Genomic DNA, 16,449 nt, shown 5'->3' on the forward strand with positions numbered 1-16,449 from the left:
AATCGTTCTAAATTCAAGGGTCACCAGCTCGATCTTGCTGCCAGGAATAGATCCACCGTGCGATCGGCGGCTTCCAGCATTTCCTCAAGGGGTATCGCGCGTGCGCCGCTCTCCTGAAGATGCCATCCCGTGATGGCGGATACGAGCATGCGCGCAACGGCGTCCGGCTGGCGCGCAGGAATATTGTCCCGTTGGGCGGCGGCGGCGATGTCCTGCGCGATCAGGTCGACGATGTAGAGATAACCGACCTCATACATCGCCTTGGACAATTCAGGAAAACGGTCGCGCGTCGACAGAAGCAGCCGCTGGAGGGCGTTGACCTCGGGCGCGGAAATGGACTGTGCGATGGTATGACCATGGTGGCGCAGCCGTTCACCGATATCGGCGGTCAGCAGATGATCCTGCTGCGACGCCGTTTCCGACCATTCCTTCACCCGATCCTCCACGATCGCGGTGAACAGGGCCTCCTTCGAGGGATGGCGGGCGTAAAGCGTGCCCTTCGAAACGCCCGCGGCCGCAGCGACATTTTCCATGGCCACCGCGTCATATCCCCCTTCCAGGAACATTTCGCGCGCGGTTGACAATATCGTCCGTTCTATCGCCTCCACCTGCTTGGCGGTTGGGCGGCCTCTCTTGGGCACGAAGGCTTTTGCGGTTCCGGTTTTGGGCATGTTGCGACATTCTTTGACGCATAGCGACAGCCGGCGCAACGAAAGAGATGAGTCCCCAATCGCCCGGGACAAAATCGAACGGCATCGATCGAATATTGACGCTTCATCGGATTGGCGCTATCTCTTTTATTGAAACGAAAATGAGCGGCCGCATCGCTGCTTTTAAGAGGGGATTTTCCAATCGCCATGACCAAGCCGCCCGTTGCGCTGTTTCTCGCCCTGATCAGCAGTGCGCTGACGCCTTTTGCCGCTCAGGCGAAGGGAGGAGCCGCCGCCGCTGAACGGCGCGCGGAGAAGACGCTCGCCAGAATGACCTTCGAGGAGAAGGTGCGGCTTCTTCACGGTCCCATGACCGCATTGGTGCCGGCGGCAAAGAGGCCGCAGGGCGTGACGATCGGCGCGGGATATATCGAAGGCATCGAGCGCTTGAACGTGCCTATGCTGGTCGAAACCGACGCCAGTTTGGGCGTGTCCAATCTGATGGACATGCGCAAGGGTGACGTTGCGACGGCGCTTCCCTCCGGCCTGTCGCTGGCCGCCAGTTGGGATCCGGAACTGGCCCGTGCGGGTGGTGCGATGATCGGGTCGGAGGCGCGGGCCAAGGGTTTCAACGTCATGCTGGTCGGTGGCGTCAATCTGGTGCGCGATCCTCGGGCCGGGCGCAATTTCGAATATCTGGGCGAAGACCCGCTTCTTGCGGGAACTCTGGTTGGAAGCCAGATTGCGGGGGTTCAGTCCAACAACATCATCGCCACCATCAAGCATTTCGCGCTGAACAATCAGGAAACCGGCCGCAACGTCGCATCGGTGGAAATGGAAGAGGCGCCGATGCGGGAAAGCGATCTGCTGGCCTTCCAGATCGGCATGGAAAAGGGTGATCCCGGCTCGGTGATGTGCGCTTATAACCGCGTGGGCGGCACCTATGCCTGTGAGCATCCCTTCCTGTTAACCGACGTTTTGCGTCGCGACTGGGATTTCAAGGGCTTCGTCATGTCTGACTGGGGTGCGGTGCATTCGACCGCGGCGATCCTTGCGGGACTTGATCAGCAGTCGGGCGAGCAACTTGACGGCAAACGCTATTTTTCTGACCTGCTGGTCAAGGCGGTGGAGGAAGGCAAGGTGCCCAGTTCTGCCGTCGACACCGCTGCGCGCCGGGTCCTGCATGCGATTTATGCGCATGGGGTTGCCGATCACCCGCTCCAGCCGGGTCAGGCGATCGACTATGACGCCCATGCCGCAGTCGCCCAGCGTGCCGCCGAGCAGGGCATTGTCCTGTTGCGCAACGAAGCGAACATGTTGCCGCTTGCCGCCTCCGCCAGGAGCATCCTCGTCATCGGCGGCAATGCCGATGTGGGTGTGCCCGGCGGCGGCGGGTCGAGTCAGGTTGCTCCGGTCGGGGGCCTCAAGCGCATGACCAAAGGCGCGGAAAGCGGACCTGCGGCGGGCTTTGCCAAGCGTGCCTATGGCGGTACGGCACCGCTCGACGCGTTGCGCGCCGAGCTGCCCGGCGCCCAGATCAGCTATCTGGACGGGAAAGATGTCGCGGCCGCCGTGGCTGCGGCCAGAGCTGCGGACATCAGCATCATCTTTGCCGAAAAATATGCGACGGAGGCCGCCGACCATGAGGATCTTTCGCTGGGTGAAGGGCAGGACGAACTGATAGACGCCGTGGCGGGCGCCAATGCCAAGACGGTCGTGGTGCTGGAGACCGGCAACCCGGTCCTGATGCCATGGCAGGGGAAGGTGCCCGCAATCCTGTCCGCATGGTATGGCGGCCAGCGCGGCGGAGCGGCGATTGCGCGGGTGCTGACCGGGAAGGTCAACCCTTCGGGCCATCTGCCCGTGACCTTCCCTGCTTCGGTTGCGCAGTTGCCCAACCCGGTACTGCCCGGCACCGACGCCCCGCCGGCCGACAAGGAGACGCGTGCCGTCTACGGGCTTCAGGCGGGGACGAAGCCGTTCGAGATTCATTATCCTGAGGGCTCGGACGCCGGCTATCGCTGGTTCGACCGGAAGGGCGCGAAGCCGCTTTATCCCTTCGGCTATGGCTTGAGCTACACCAGCTTCCGCTATGAGGGGCTGAAGGTCACGGGTGGCAAGGCGCTGACGGTGCGCTTCACCGTGACCAACAGCGGCGGGCGGGAGGGCGCCGACGTACCGCAGGTCTATGTGACCCGCCCCGGCAAGGCGAAGCGCCTGATCGGTTGGGCCAAACCTGATCTGAAGCCTGGCGAAAGCAGGGAAGTGACGGTCACCGCCGATCCCCGCGTGCTGGCCGATTTCAACGCGAAGGCGCAGCGCTGGGAAATGCCTGCGGGCGAGGTGAAGGTAGAGGTGGCGACCTCCGCGACCGATACGGTATTGACTGGCGGCGCCAAGCTTAGCCGTATCAACCGGAAGCCCTGAGCCATGAGCCGGCGCATCGATCGTCGCGCCGCCATGGGCGCGGCGATGGGCGCTTTGGCAACGGTAGCCGCGCCGGTTTCGGCGCGCCCTCCCCGCGTCAGGGCCATGCGCGGGGACTTCCTTTGGGGCGTCGCTACAGCGGCACATCAGGTCGAAGGCAACAATGTCAACAGCGACTGCTGGTTGCTGGAAAGTCTGCGGCAGTCGATCTTTGCCGAGCCGTCGGGTGATGCCTGCGACCATTATCATCTCTACGAAGCCGATATCGCGATGGTTGCGAAGCTGGGTTTCAACAGCTATCGCTTCTCGATCGAATGGGCGCGGATCGAACCGGTGCCCGGCCGATTTTCGCTGGCGGAGATCGCCCATTATGGCCGGATGCTGGACGCGTGCAAACGCCGCGGGTTGAAGACGGTGGTGACGCTCCACCATTTCACCTCGCCGCTCTGGTTCGCCCGCGCAGGTGGCTTTGAAAATCCGGAGGCACCAGAAGCCTTCGCCCGCTATGCAGCGAAGGTGGTGGAGCATCTGGGCGACCGGATCGACTGGCTCTGCACCATCAACGAGGCGGATCTGGGCTTTGGCCCCATCCCCAAGGCGATGGAAAGGGCCGCCGCCGCCATCGGGTCGGATCGGTTCGCCTTCTTCCTGACCTCGACCCAACCAGCCGCCAAGGCCATCGTGCGCGCCTGCCATGCGGCTGCGCGCAAGGCGATCGCGGCAGCACGTCCGGGATTGCCGGTCGGCTATACGCTGGCGATGAGCGATTTTCAGGACGCGCCGGGGACAAGCGGCCACGCCGCAGAGGCGCGGGCAAAGCATTATGGCCCTTATCTTGAACTCGCTCGCGACGACGGTTTCATTGGCGTGCAGACCTATACGCGCGAACAATTTGGCGAAAAGGGCAAGGTTGCCGTGCCGAAGGACGCGCCGCGCACGCAGATGGGCTATGAATATTATCCCGCGGCGCTCGGCAACACGGTGCGCTATGCCGCCGAGACGGCCCGCGTGCCGGTGCTGGTTACCGAGAACGGTATTGGGACGCAGGATGACGCCCAGCGGATCGCCTATATCGACGGCGCGCTTGCCGCTCTGGGCGCCGCCATCGCCGATGGCGTCGACGTGCGCGGCTATATCCACTGGTCGCTGTTCGACAATTTCGAGTGGATGCTTGGCTATCGGCCGAAATTCGGTCTGGTGGCGGTCGATCGTGTGACGCAAAAAAGGACGCCAAAGCCCAGCGCGCTGCATTTGGGACGGATTGCTCGCGCAAACAGGATAAACCGGACCATATAAACGAAAAGAGGGAGGGGCTTCATGAAATGGACCCGCAAGCCGGTGGGCAGCATGATCGCGGCCAGCGTCGTGGCTTTATCATTGGGCAGCCAATCGCTGGCTCAGGAGAAAACGCGCGCGATTGAATCGGACGGCTCGGTCCATGTGCCCGCCTTCACCCTGCCGCCATCCCCCTATCTCAGCGACGCGGCCCGCGCAGCGCTGCCGCGCACGGCATCGGACCCGTCGGCCATGCTGGATCGGCTGGTGCAGTCGGGTGCGGTGCCCAAGGTGCGCGCCAGCATGCGCAAGGCGGCGGCGGGCAAGGTTGAGGCGCTGCGCCGCCAATACGGCGTCAGCGTGGAAGAAACGGAGGTCGGCGGCGTGCATGGCTATTGGGTGCGTCCGACAGCCAGGCCGCTGGGCAGGCACCGCAAGCTGCTCATCAACCTGCCGGGCGGCGGCTTTCTGGTGGGCGATGCCGGGTCGACTGGCCTGATCGAGTCTATTCCGCTCGCGGGATTGGGCGGTTTCGACATATTGACCATCGACTATCGGCAGGCACCTGAGGCGCAGTTCCCCGCGGCAAGCGAGGATGTCGCCAGCGTCTATCGCGCGCTGCTCAAGATATGGCGGCCCCGTGACATCGGCATTTTCGGCTGTTCGGCCGGCGGATTGCTGACGGCCCAGGCGCTCGCCTGGTTTCAGAAACAGCAGTTGCCCGCACCTGCGGCAGCGGGCATTTTTTGCGCGTCGGCGGATGCGCGCTGGGCAGGGGACAGCTGGTATTGGCAAAAAGCGATGCATGGCCTCACCAGCGCTCCGTCGCTCGACGAGCGCTACTATTATGGCGATCATGATCTTGACGATCCGTTGATGTCGCCGATTGCATCCGATGCCGTTTTGAAGCGCTTTCCGTCGACGCTGATCATCACCGCTTCGCGGGCTGGGGAGATGAGCGCCGCGATCAACACGCATCGTCTGTTGGTGCGCAATGGCGTTCAGGCCTCGCTCCATGTCTGGGATGGTCTGGATCATGCCTTCTACACTCAGACGGACCTGCCCGAATCCCGCGAGGCGTTCGATGTGATGGTCCGCTTTTTCCAATCGAATTTTAACCAGAGGGGCCGGTAACGCCATGACGACGAAGCGCAGGATATGGACGGGACTGTTGACCGCCACGGCCATGCTGGCATCACTTCCTGCCATGGCGGGTTCGCTGGAGGACGGCTTTGCCCATCCCTCGGCGGAGGCCAAGCCCCGCTTCCGCTGGTGGTGGCCGGGCGCCGCGGTGAACGACGAAGAATTACGCCGCGAAGTGAAGCTGATGGCGGACAATGGCTTTGGCGGCGGCGAAATTCAGGCGATGTCGCCCAATTTCGTGACGCTGACGCCGGAAGAGAAGGCGGTCGTCAACGACTATGCCGAACCGTCCTTCTTCGCCCATGTTCGCGCGGCCGGGGAAGCGGCGCAGGCGCTGGGCCTCAGTCTCGATTATACGCTCGGTTCGTCCTGGCCGTCGGGCGGCGGCGTCGCCATTCCGCCGGAAAAGGCCTTTACCGAACTCGCCATGGCGCGAACGGAAGTGAAGGGTGGTGCGACGGGTCCCCTCAAGGTGGACATTCCCAAGCGCACCCGCCGGCTGGGGGCGCTCAATTTTCTGGATGCGCGCGTCAAGGCGCCTGAATTTGCAGATTGGGGCAAGCGGCTGGAGGCCCGCGCCCGGATCGTTGCCGTCGTCGCCATGAAGGGCGCCGCGCCCACGCTCAAGGCGGGCGGGGCGGGGCCGATGGGCTTCACCATCTCGCCCTGGAAGGACGTCGAGACGCCGGGAGCGCTCGATGCGTCGAGCAGAATCGTGCTGACCGACAGGTTGCGTGATGATGGAACGCTGGACTGGACGCCGCCACCGGGTGTGTGGCAGGTCTTCGTGTTCAAGCAATATGCTTCCGATGTCGGCGTTTTGGGGGCAGCGGGGCGTGGGCCGCAGCTTATCCTCGATCATATGGACCCTACTGCCTTTGCGGCTCATGCGGCGCGGGTCGGCGATCCGTTGGGCAACAAGCCGGCCGGAATCCGATCGACCTTCGTCGATAGCCTGGAACTGATGCAGGACATTCAGTGGGGTCCGCAATTTCTGGCCGAATTCCAGAAGCGGCGCGGTTATGATCTGACCCCCTATCTCCCCTTCGTCGTGCAGCCCGGCTGGATGCAGGCATGGGACGAACATTGGTCGCCGCCCTATTTCAATGCCAGCGATAGCGAACTGGCCGAACGCGTGCGCGCCGATTATCGATTGACCGTGTCCGACCTGATGATCGCCGGGTTCATCGAGCCGTTCGTTGCGTGGAACCATGCCCATGGGCTGAAGGCCAAGTTTCAGGCGCATGGCGGCGCCTTCGACATTATCAGGGGCTATGGCCTTGCTGACATTCCCGAAACCGAGGATCTGGTGCATGGCGGCGATCCGCTGTTCATGCGCTTTGCCCGGTCGGCGGCGCATCTCTACGGGAGGCCGCTGGTTTCGGCGGAAAGTCTGGTTTGGAAGGACCGCGCCTATGAGGTGACGCCGGATGAAATGCGTCGCCGCGTCGACCTGTTGATGGCGGGCGGGGTCAATTCCATGATCCTGCATGGCATGAACTATCGCTTCCATGCCGATGACTGGCCCGGCTGGCATGCCTTCCAGCCCAGTCCCTTTGCGGGCGGCTTTTCCACAATGCTGAATGAAAGCAATCCTGTCTGGCCCGCGGTCAAGCCGCTCGCCGCCTATATCGCTCGCCTGCAATCGGTGATGCAGGCGGGGGAAGCGGTGGTCCCTGTCGCCTATTTCTATGGCCGCAGCGGCTATTATGTCGGCATTGAAGATGACGGCGCGGGCAGGCAGGGCGCGGAAAAGGCGTTCCTCGCGGGCGGCTATGATTTCGACCGGATCAACCCGGACTCGATCGCCAACGCCCGGGTCGAGAACCGCCAGCTCGTGTCGAAGGGTGGGCAGCGTTATCCGGCGCTGGTCCTGCCTCCGCTCGACGCCATGCGCGCCGATACGGCCGAAAAAATCGCCGCCTTCGCCAAGGCGGGCCTGCCGATTTTCTTCACCGGCAGAGCGCCAGGCCGGGACGAGGGACTGGCGGACAGGGCGCGGCGCGATGCGCGGGTGAAGAAGGCGGTCGCCGCCGCGCTCAGGGCCGGGGCGAAGGTCGTGTCCCAAGAAGCAATGACGCAGGCATTGCGGACGGCCGCCATCCCGGCCAACCTGACCTTCATGGGCGATCCGGCCGATCTGGTCTATGTGCAACGCAGGGTTGAGGGCCGCACCGTCACCTTCCTTCACAATCGCGGCGAGGCGGTCCGCAACGTCGCGCTCGGCTTGCCGCAGGCGGGGCAGGTCAGCCGCTGGAACGCGATGGATGGCAGCATCGTACCTCTAGCCTCGACGCGAAATGCCGGTGCGACGTCGTTGGCGCTGACTCTGGCGCCCGGCGAGAGCGCCTTGCTCATGCTTGACCCCAAGGCACCGCCGCAGTTCGTCGGCATGCCGCAACCGGCCGGACGGCTCGCCATCCCCGCCGACGGCTGGTCGCTCAAGGCCGAGGGCCATGTCATGCGCAAAGCCTATGCCCATGATTTCGGGCAGGTGACGCTCAAGGACTGGCGCGAGGTGCCCGAGCTTGCGGGCTTTGCCGGGAACGCCACCTATCGCCGCACGATCAACGTCGATGCGGGCTGGCTTGGCAGCGGCACGAAGGTCACGCTTGATCTGGGAGAGGTGCATGACATGGCGACCGTGACCGTCAATGGCCGCACCCTGCCGCCAGCGATCAGCGCGCCCTATCGCGTCGACCTGACCGGTGCGCTGAAGTCCGGTCGGAACGACCTCGCGATCACCATCGCCAATGTCCCCCAGAATGCGATGATCGATCCGAAAGACCCCACCTACCGGAAGCTGAAGCCCGTCGCGGCGGGGTGGACCGGCCCCGTCATGCTGGAGGCGGGGCGGTAATGCGGCTCGCGGCATTATTAAGCGCCTTGCTGCTGACCACTGCGGCAGCGCCGGTCTCAGACACGGTCCTCGCGCCGGTCGACCCGGAGTTGCGGCCGATGGCGCGTGCCCTCCTGCAAGCGCAGCAAAGCGGCGCGCAATTCACGCCGCCCAAGCCCGGCGCTTTGCCGGAGGGCGTGGTCGAGCGGCGCCTGCCTGCCCGCAACGGCCAGCCGCCCGTCACGGTCTATGTCGTTGATGCCGTCGCCAACGCGACCCGGACTCCACGCGGCGCGATCCTCTTCATCCATGGCGGCGGTTTTATCGCGGGCGATGCGCGGGACAATCTGGCGGCGTTGAAATCGCTGGCCGCCCGGCTCGACTGCGTGATCGTCAGCGCGCAATATCGGCTCGCCACCGCCGCGCCCTTTCCGGCGCCGATGGAGGACAATTACACGGCCCTCAAATGGCTGCACGACGAGGCCGCTATGTTGGGGGTCGATCGCCGCCGCATCGTCCTGCTGGGCGAAAGCGCGGGTGGCGGGCTTGCAGCGATGGTCAGCCTTGCTGCACGCGATCGCAAGGAGGTCCCGGTCGCTTTTCAGGCGCTGGTCTATCCCATGCTGGACGACCGTACCGGCACCAGCCGTCCGGTTCCCCCGAACATGGGCCAGATCATCTGGACCGCCAGACAGAATCGCGAAGGATGGACCGCGATGCTGGGTCGCGCGCCCGGCGGCGGGACGGCCCCGGCGGGCGCTGTGCCCGCTCGCGTCAAGGATTTGAGAGGCCTGCCACCGACCTTTATCGGGGTCGGTTCCATCGACCTGTTTGCGGACGAGGATATCGACTTCGCCCGTCGGCTCGTGAACGCGGCGGTGCCGACGGAATTGCTGGTCGTGCCGGGTGCCTTTCACGGTTTTCAGCTGATTGCCCCCAAGGCGCATGTTTCGCGGCAATTCAATGCTGCGCTTGAAGCCGCCCTGGCGCGCGCTCTCGCTTCGGAGATTAAAAGATGAAGAATTATTCGTGGCTTGCCCCGGTGCTCTTCATCGCTGGCGTTCCTGCGGCGATTGCGCAGACGGATGCGGAGGGCTGGATCAGCCATGTCGAGGCCGGGCCTCAGGCGCGGCCCGTCGTGCTGCATTTCCGCCGGACGGTCGATCTCAAGACAAAACCCAAAAGCTATGCCGTCCGGGTCACAGCCGATAATCGCTTCATCCTCTATGTGAATGGCCAGCGCGTGGCGTCCGGTCCTTCGACCGGCGATGTCGCGCACTGGCGGGAGGAGAGTATCGATCTTGCCCCCTGGCTGAAGCGCGGCGTCAACGTCATTGCCGCCACGGTCTGGAACGGGGTGCAACCGCTGAAGCTGCCGCCCAATGCCACGGCAAAGCAGATTTCCGCCGCGGAGGGCGCAGCGCTCTTCACCAACACGGCGCCGCTGTTTCAGCAAAGCGTGGCAACCGGCTTTCGCCTCATGGGCGAAGGCGATGCAGCCGTCCTGGCCACGGACAAGCCGGGCTGGAGGGTCAAGCGCGACGCGGGCCGCGGTTTTGCCAATGGATGGCGGCAGGAGAAATTCTGGTATTATGTTGCCGGCAACCCTGAGACCATCGATGCCGCCAAGGCCGATTTTGATGCCGCTGGGCCAAAGGAAAGCGGTGGTGGCTGGCAGGACGCCGTCCCTGCGCCGGAGGCCGCTGCGCGCACGCTGGTCGCCGACCGCCTGCCGCAGCAAAACTATGTGCCCACCTCTGCCGGGAAGGTGGTTCGCGCTGATCTGCCGGAGGCCATGGCCTTCCCCGCGCGCCCTGTCATCATTCCGCCTAACAGCAAGGTGAAACTGCTGCTCCAGCGGGATGCGTTGGTGTCGGCCTATCCGGAACTCAGCGTCTCGGGCGGAGCAGGCGCGACGATCAGATTGACCTGGGCCGAAGCGCTCTATGATGCGAAGAGGCTCAAGGGCGACCGGAATCTGATCGAAGATCGTAAGCCCATCGGCATCTGGGATATGTTCATCGCCGACGGTCAGCCTCGCCGCTTTGCGCCGCTCTGGTGGCGGACCTGGCGCTATGCGGAGATTGCGGTCGAAACGAAGGATCAGCCCTTGACGCTGGAGGGCCTGCGCGCTTTCGAAACCGGTTATCCCTTCCAGCAGGTGGGGCGCTTTGCGAGCGACGATCCGCAGCTCCAGCGTATTTTCGACGTCGGCTGGCGCACGGCGCGGATCGACGCGCATGAAACCTACATGGACACGGCCTATTGGGAGCAGTTGCAATATGCGGGCGATACGCGCCTGCAAATGCTGATCTCCTACGCGGTGTCGGGCGATACGCGTCTCGCCGAACAGGCGATCGACGCCTATGCGGCGTCCCATGTCGATGGGGGTCTCATTGAGAGCGCCTGGCCGACACGGGGGCATAATGTCATTGCGCCCTTCGCCTTGCTCTGGGTCGGAATGCTGGACGACTGGCGGATGCGCCAGCGCGATCCGGCGCCTGTCGTGCGCAACATCGGCCGCATGCGCGAGATACTCGACTGGTTCGAGAAATATCGGGGCAAACGCGGCCTGCTGACCAAAAATCCGCAATGGAATTTCATTGACTGGGTGGGGCAATCCGCGACCGACCGGACGGAATTTCCGTCCTATGGCAAGGACGCGCAGGAAAGCTGCCTGATGAGCGCCCACTGGCTTGGCGCCTTGCAGCAGGGCGCAGCGATCGAGGCGGCCTTTGGCGACAAGGTGACAGGACAGCGCTATGCCGCCCGCGCCGAAACCGTGAAGGCCGCGATCCGGTCCCGCTGCTGGGTGCCCGCGCGCGGACTGTTCGCGGACAATCCCGATGGCGACCGCTTCAGCCAGCATATGAACGCGCTCGCCATCCTCTATGATGTCGCGCCGAAGGAAGAAGCCCGCTCCATCGCGGATCGCATCATGGCGCCGGGCAAGGGGATCGCCGCACCGGAAGGCGTAACCGCGACAAGCTATTATTTCGCCTGGTATCTGGCGCAAGCGCTGGCCCATGGGGGCATGGGCGACCGCTATCTGGGTTTGCTGGACACCTGGCGCGAGCTGCTGAAGCTCAACTACACGACATGGCCCGAAGAGCGCGACGGCGCGGGACAGGCGGGGAAAAATGCATCGACCCGTTCCGACAGCCATGCCTGGAGCGCGCATCCCACTGCCGATCTGCTGGGAATCGTTGCGGGCATCGGGCCGGATGCCCCCGGCTATGCGCGGCTGAAGGTCGAGCCGGCGCTGGGGACGCTGCGCCATGTGAGCGCGTCGGCGGTCACGCCCTATGGCCCCGTCAAGGTGCGTTATCGCGTCCAGGGCAACAGGCTGAGCGCGGAAATCACCCGGCCCAGCGATTTGCCGGGTGATTTCGTTTGGAACGGCCTGCGCTATCCGCTGAGCCGTGTCACCACCCGGCTGACGCTGCCGATGCGTTAAGGGGCTGGCTGGACCTCCGCGCCGAAACCGCTAAGGTCCAGCCAGCGCAGAAAAGCGTTCGTCCAGCCCGGTGGGTCGCGCCGGACTTGCCAGGGCCGAAACCGCGCCCGCCCCGCTGGCAGGCGTGAAATTCGATAGGCGGCGGGCGGCGATCCAGCTTGCGATCAGACCATATCCCGCTCACCCAGACAGAGGATCGTCGATCGCCATCGCCACGAAAGCGGGCGGGACATCGGCGGGTACGCTGACGGTTTGCATGGGCGGATAGAGCATCGCTGCAAAAGCCGGGCAATCCGCCGGCGATGCTCATTCACCGGTCTTCCCGAACCAGATCCCAGGACCCGCTGGCTGGGGCACGGCGCCGGACAGCATTGCCGCAGCGATGATGGGCCGAAAAGTCACGGCATCCTCAACCCTTTATGCCCGTCCGTTTCAGCCCGCCGCGTCGCCCCAAACCTGCGCGAAGAAGGGGTTGCGCACAGCTTCCGCTTCATAGCTGGCGGGGTCGAGCATCGTCGTCGGACACCAATGACCGCCTTTCAGATAAAGGCGCGGAGTCATCATGAACCGATGGCCGGCGGACGAACGCCATTCGACGGGGGTGTCGGGTCCCTCGAAACTCTCCGCCAGACATTGCCCCCCGCGATAGTCCGCAGCCTGACGCAGGTCGTCGACGCGCCAATCCTCGGGTGCCCGGCTTTCGTCATAGCCATGGTTCAGCAGCGTCGGTTCGCGGGAAGGCTGGGCGAAAGCAAAACTGTCCCAGTCGCGCGGAATGGCTTCCCAGGCCGCGCGTGAACCGAAATAGGCCTTGATCTTGGCTTCTTCATCATGGGCAAACCAATGGAGCGATCCTTCAGGCGCCTTGGCGAGTTTTTCGATCCGTTTGCTGACCGCTCCGGGCATCAGTTTTGGGATGACCCGGGCGATCCAGGGCATGTGCCTTGGCGACTGCCTGAAATAGTCGGCCAGCGACTGTTCCCGGAACGGCACCAGCGCTTCCAGCCGATCGGAATCGGCATACCATTGGCCGTGAAAGTTACGGGTCGCGAACCAGTGCGGCTTCAGAACCTTACGGTAATTGGGCATGGTCTTCTCCATGAATTCATGGTTCACCACGCGCGACGTCGCGCCGCCGCCGATGTTATAAAAGCCGCGCCACAGTTCGGCAGGCAAGTCATCGCTGCACATCGCCGCCATCAGCCGCCCGCTGTCATTCGCGGTCGACCATTCGAACACGCCGTTCAGCGGATTGTGGAACATGATCGGGTCGAAGATCTTCCACATGTCATAATGCGCCATGCCGCTCTGGCGCAGCGAGACCCAATGGGTGATCCCGCTTTGCGCGACAATTGCTTCGGCCTGCGTCTTGGTGACCGCATAATGATCATAGGCGCTGATCTTGATCGGATCGCCGCAACGGCCCCAGTGGACGGGTTCGTTGCGGCTGCCGGTTTCCGCGACGGTGCCGATATAGATAAGCCGGGTGGTGGCCGGGTCTGCCACGGCGTGAATGGCGTCGACGATGTTGCGCGCGCCGCCGACATTGACTTTAGTTACCACGTCCTGAGGCAGGCGGTCGGCAAGAGGAGACACGAGAGCGCCGACGTGCAACACCACATCGGCGCCCGTAACCCCTTCCCGGATGGATGCCGCATCGGTCAGGTCGCCCCACACGATTTCCGCAAGATTTTTCTGGAGGATGTTCTTGACGACAGGATGGGCTTTTTCTTCCGGTCGGATCAGCACGCGCAGGCGCAGGCTGTCGCCCTGAGCCGCGATTCGCTTCACGGCTTCACGGCCCATATTTCCGGTCGCGCCGGTCAGAAATATCGTTTTCCGGCTGTCGATCACGACGACCTCCCCCTTTGCAATTGCTCAACGAGCCGCAAATAGAACGTTATCGTTCAAATATCAAGGGCGACGCCTGACGGTGGTGGATTGCGGTCCATGCGATGGTGTCAGTGCCATAATATGGGATTTATGGTTCGCAAATCGCCATATTATGAACAATAATTGCAGCGGATGCGTATAAAAAACAAAATCGTAAAACGCAAATTGACAATTGCCATTCCGGGACTGTTGCCATTATGATACGGATACGTTCGAAAAATGGCAAGAGAGACTTCTGCGCGGTTGCCGTGCCGAAATTGTCTGTCTAGTCGGCCGCCTAACGCAATCAGGCGTGCACCACGCGCACGAGGAAAGGATGTCATGAGGAAGGTTTTCGGCTTCGCTACATTGATGGCGGGAACGGCGCTGAGCTTGCCGGTTCACGCATGGGCGCAGGACGCTGTGGACGGTGAAGCGTCCAGTGAAATCATTGTTACGGCGACCCGCGAAGCGCGTTCGCTCCAGAACGTGCCGATGAGCGTCAATGTCGCAACCGGTGAGCAGATCCAGAAGCTGAACCTGCTCGATGCCAAGGATATCCAGCAGCTTTCGCCCGGCCTGGAGATGACGAATACGACGGGCCGCAACAACACGACCACTTTGCGCGGCGTCAGCTTTGATCCTGATCAGGGCACCAGCCCGGCGGTCCAGATCTATTTCAACGAGATCCCGACTGATGCGCAGACTGCCTTCACGGCTATCTACGACGTCCAGCAGGTCGAGGTTCTGCGCGGTCCGCAAGGCCTGCTGCGCGGCCTTTCCGCACCGGCCGGATCGATCACCATCGCGACCCGGCGCCCGAATTTCAACGAGATCGAAGGCTATGCGCAGGCTACGGCGACCGATCGTGCGGGCTATAACGTGCAGGGCGGCGTTTCCCTGCCGTTCAACGACAAGCTTGCGCTGCGCGTTGCTGCTCTCGTCGATGGCAACCGCCTCAACAATGTGCGGAACGTCAATCGCAACAATGATCGTTCCTATGGCCGCACGGAGAGCGTTCGCGCGACGCTGGGCTTCAAGCCGAGCGAGGATTTTACAGCCTATCTGACCTATCAGTATCTGACCGCAGACAACACCCAGTATCAGCAGGTCGTCGGTTCCGGTAACACGCCCTATTATCAGCTGTTGCCCCTGTTCGGCGGCTTTGCCGTACCGAACACCGACTATGTCTCGGGTCCTGCGCTTAAGGCGTCGGACTATGGCGCCGTTGCGGAAGGCGCTTTCCGTAGTCAGAATGAAACCCATACCGTCAATCTGGCAGCAGACTGGGATCTTGGTCCCGCCACCCTGTCGTTCGTGGGCGCGCATCAATATAGCCTGCTCAAGATCGCGCGCGACCTTGATCCCGGCAATTCCGTGCCGGATTATGTTGCGGCCTCCAATGTTCGCATTCCCTACAAGGTGGATACGGCCGAACTGCGCCTGAGTTCCAACAACAAGGAAGGTCTCGGATGGGGATTGGGTGCCTTCTACACCCATCAGACCGGTACCACTCGCGTACAGCAGACGAGCGACTCCTTCTTCTTCCCGGTTTCGGCTGATGACAGCCTGACGAACCTTGGCGCCCTGCCTTACCTGCCGATCGAGGCGAGCATTGCCGTGCCGGTCGACACGACGACCTGGTCGTTCAACGGCAATCTGCGTTACCGTAGCGGGCCACTGTCGATCGAAGGCGGGTTGCGTTACACCATCATCAAGGCGAACCAGACGAGCCAATTGTCGCTGACCTCGCCGGGCAACTTCCTTGCATGCCCCAACTTTGGATGCGCCGCCTTTACGGTTCCGGCCTATGAGATCATCCCGGCTGATCTCCAGCGCCGAACCTACAAGCCGCTCACCGGCGGCCTGACGGTCAGCTATCAGGTTATGCCGACACTGAATGTCTACGCGGCCTATGGTCATTCCTATCGTGCGGGCAGCACGGGTGTCGGCGTTCCGGACGGCGTGAGCGATGACCTCATCCAGACCAAGCCGGAAAAAACCGATTCGTTCGAAGCCGGCGTGAAGGGTAGCTTTGCCAATCGTCGGTTCAACTACACCCTTTCGGCCTATTATCAGAAGCTCGACAATTATCTGAGCCGCTTCACCGGCATCTATTATGAATCTTTCGTGGCGGCGCCGCCGACCGGCTTCTACGACTTCAATTATAATGGTGACGCGACGATCAAGGGTGTCGAGGCTTCGCTTGATGGCCGCGTAACCCGCGACTGGGATTTCGGAGTCAGCGTCGCCTACACCCGCGCGCGTTACGACAATGCGCTGATGCCCTGCAATGATTATGACGGCAGCGGTGTTCCCAACCAGAACGGCAGCACGCCCGCGGTTACCGGCGCTGGAAATGTCAGCTATTGCGTGTCAAACGACCGTCTTGCCGATGTTCCGGACTTCAGCCTGACGGCGAACACCGAAATTCGCGTGCCGATGGGTGCGATCACGCCGTTCGTCCGTGCGCTGTTCACATACCGCCCTGGCTTCTACTCGCAGCGCGTCGACTATAATTATCAGGATCGCGAGCTGCTGAACCTCTTTGTAGGTTTCCGCACTGAGGATCAGCGCTTTGAACTGACGGCCTTTGCGAAGAATCTGCTGAACCAGAAGCGGATCACGAACATCTCGCTGGGCAACGCGACCTATGCGACAGCGACCGGCAATGTACAGCTCGACTCGGCCTACCGTCTGGTCAATGTGATGAACCCTCGCGAATTTGGTCTGACCGGCAGCTTCCGCTTCTGATCGGATTATTCGAGGAAATGAACAGGGCCGGT

General features: G+C 62.8%; 9 protein-coding genes. 7 read left to right on the forward strand and 2 right to left on the reverse strand.

All coding sequences use genetic code 11. From position 1 onward, the window contains the following. Positions 1-20: 20 nt before the first annotated feature. Entirely contained in the window at positions 21-641 is a 621-nt protein-coding gene (locus ACFC3J_RS00065; protein ID WP_375194167.1) for a TetR/AcrR family transcriptional regulator, read from the reverse strand. 216 nt (positions 642-857) lie between these two features. On the opposite strand from ACFC3J_RS00065, the gene ACFC3J_RS00070 reads away from it, so the two are divergent. Genes ACFC3J_RS00070 through ACFC3J_RS00095 form a run of 6 tightly spaced genes read left to right on the forward strand, consistent with a single transcriptional unit; the run spans position 858 to position 11,791 of the window. Next, positions 858-3,077 carry a beta-glucosidase gene (locus tag ACFC3J_RS00070; RefSeq protein WP_375194168.1) on the forward strand — a complete coding sequence of 740 codons (2,220 nt, stop codon included), beginning with the start codon at positions 858-860 and terminating at the stop codon, positions 3,075-3,077. A 3-nt stretch (positions 3,078-3,080) separates the two neighbouring features. Continuing rightward, positions 3,081-4,373 carry a glycoside hydrolase family 1 protein gene (locus ACFC3J_RS00075; protein WP_375194169.1) on the forward strand — a complete coding sequence of 431 codons (1,293 nt, stop codon included), beginning with the start codon at positions 3,081-3,083 and terminating at the stop codon, positions 4,371-4,373. A gap of 21 nt (positions 4,374-4,394) precedes the next feature. Further along, positions 4,395-5,486 (forward strand): alpha/beta hydrolase fold domain-containing protein, encoded by a 1,092-nt coding sequence (locus ACFC3J_RS00080; RefSeq protein WP_375194170.1) that lies wholly within the window; start codon positions 4,395-4,397, stop codon positions 5,484-5,486. Positions 5,487-5,490: 4 nt separating this feature from the next. Next, positions 5,491-8,355: a glycosyl hydrolase gene (locus ACFC3J_RS00085; protein WP_375194171.1), complete on the forward strand. Its 2,865-nt coding sequence runs from the start codon at positions 5,491-5,493 to the stop codon at positions 8,353-8,355. Between the two features lie 26 nt (positions 8,356-8,381). Beyond that, complete coding sequence (locus ACFC3J_RS00090; RefSeq protein WP_375194172.1) at positions 8,382-9,353, forward strand: alpha/beta hydrolase; 972 nt, start codon at positions 8,382-8,384, stop codon at positions 9,351-9,353. Beyond that, positions 9,350-11,791 (forward strand): alpha-L-rhamnosidase C-terminal domain-containing protein, encoded by a 2,442-nt coding sequence (locus ACFC3J_RS00095; RefSeq protein WP_375194173.1) that lies wholly within the window; start codon positions 9,350-9,352, stop codon positions 11,789-11,791. Before ACFC3J_RS00090 ends, ACFC3J_RS00095 begins: the two co-directional genes overlap by 4 nt. 432 nt (positions 11,792-12,223) lie before the next feature. On the opposite strand, the gene ACFC3J_RS00100 is transcribed toward ACFC3J_RS00095, so the two are convergent. After that, positions 12,224-13,645, reverse strand: a complete 1,422-nt coding sequence (locus ACFC3J_RS00100) for an NAD-dependent epimerase/dehydratase family protein (protein ID WP_375194174.1) — start codon at positions 13,643-13,645, stop codon at positions 12,224-12,226. A 360-nt stretch (positions 13,646-14,005) separates the two neighbouring features. Here ACFC3J_RS00100 and ACFC3J_RS00105 point away from each other — a divergent pair, with 360 nt between their 5' ends. Next, a complete protein-coding gene (locus ACFC3J_RS00105) occupies positions 14,006-16,417 on the forward strand; it encodes a TonB-dependent receptor (protein ID WP_375194175.1) in 2,412 nt (803 codons plus the stop codon). The last annotated feature ends 32 nt before the right edge of the window (positions 16,418-16,449 follow it).

The organism is Sphingobium sp., from assembly GCF_041987595.1.
GTDB lineage: Bacteria > Pseudomonadota > Alphaproteobacteria > Sphingomonadales > Sphingomonadaceae > Sphingobium.

Bases quoted from the DNA above. Each gene is read 5' to 3' on its own strand.
- ACFC3J_RS00070 (WP_375194168.1), top strand. From the start codon at position 858: ATGACCAAGCCGCCCGTTGCGCTGTTTCTCGCCCTGATCAGCAGTGCG.
- ACFC3J_RS00075 (WP_375194169.1), top strand. From the start codon at position 3,081: ATGAGCCGGCGCATCGATCGTCGCGCCGCCATGGGCGCGGCGATGGGC.
- ACFC3J_RS00080 (WP_375194170.1), top strand. From the start codon at position 4,395: ATGAAATGGACCCGCAAGCCGGTGGGCAGCATGATCGCGGCCAGCGTC.
- ACFC3J_RS00085 (WP_375194171.1), top strand. From the start codon at position 5,491: ATGACGACGAAGCGCAGGATATGGACGGGACTGTTGACCGCCACGGCC.
- ACFC3J_RS00095 (WP_375194173.1), top strand. From the start codon at position 9,350: ATGAAGAATTATTCGTGGCTTGCCCCGGTGCTCTTCATCGCTGGCGTT.
- ACFC3J_RS00105 (WP_375194175.1), top strand. From the start codon at position 14,006: ATGAGGAAGGTTTTCGGCTTCGCTACATTGATGGCGGGAACGGCGCTG.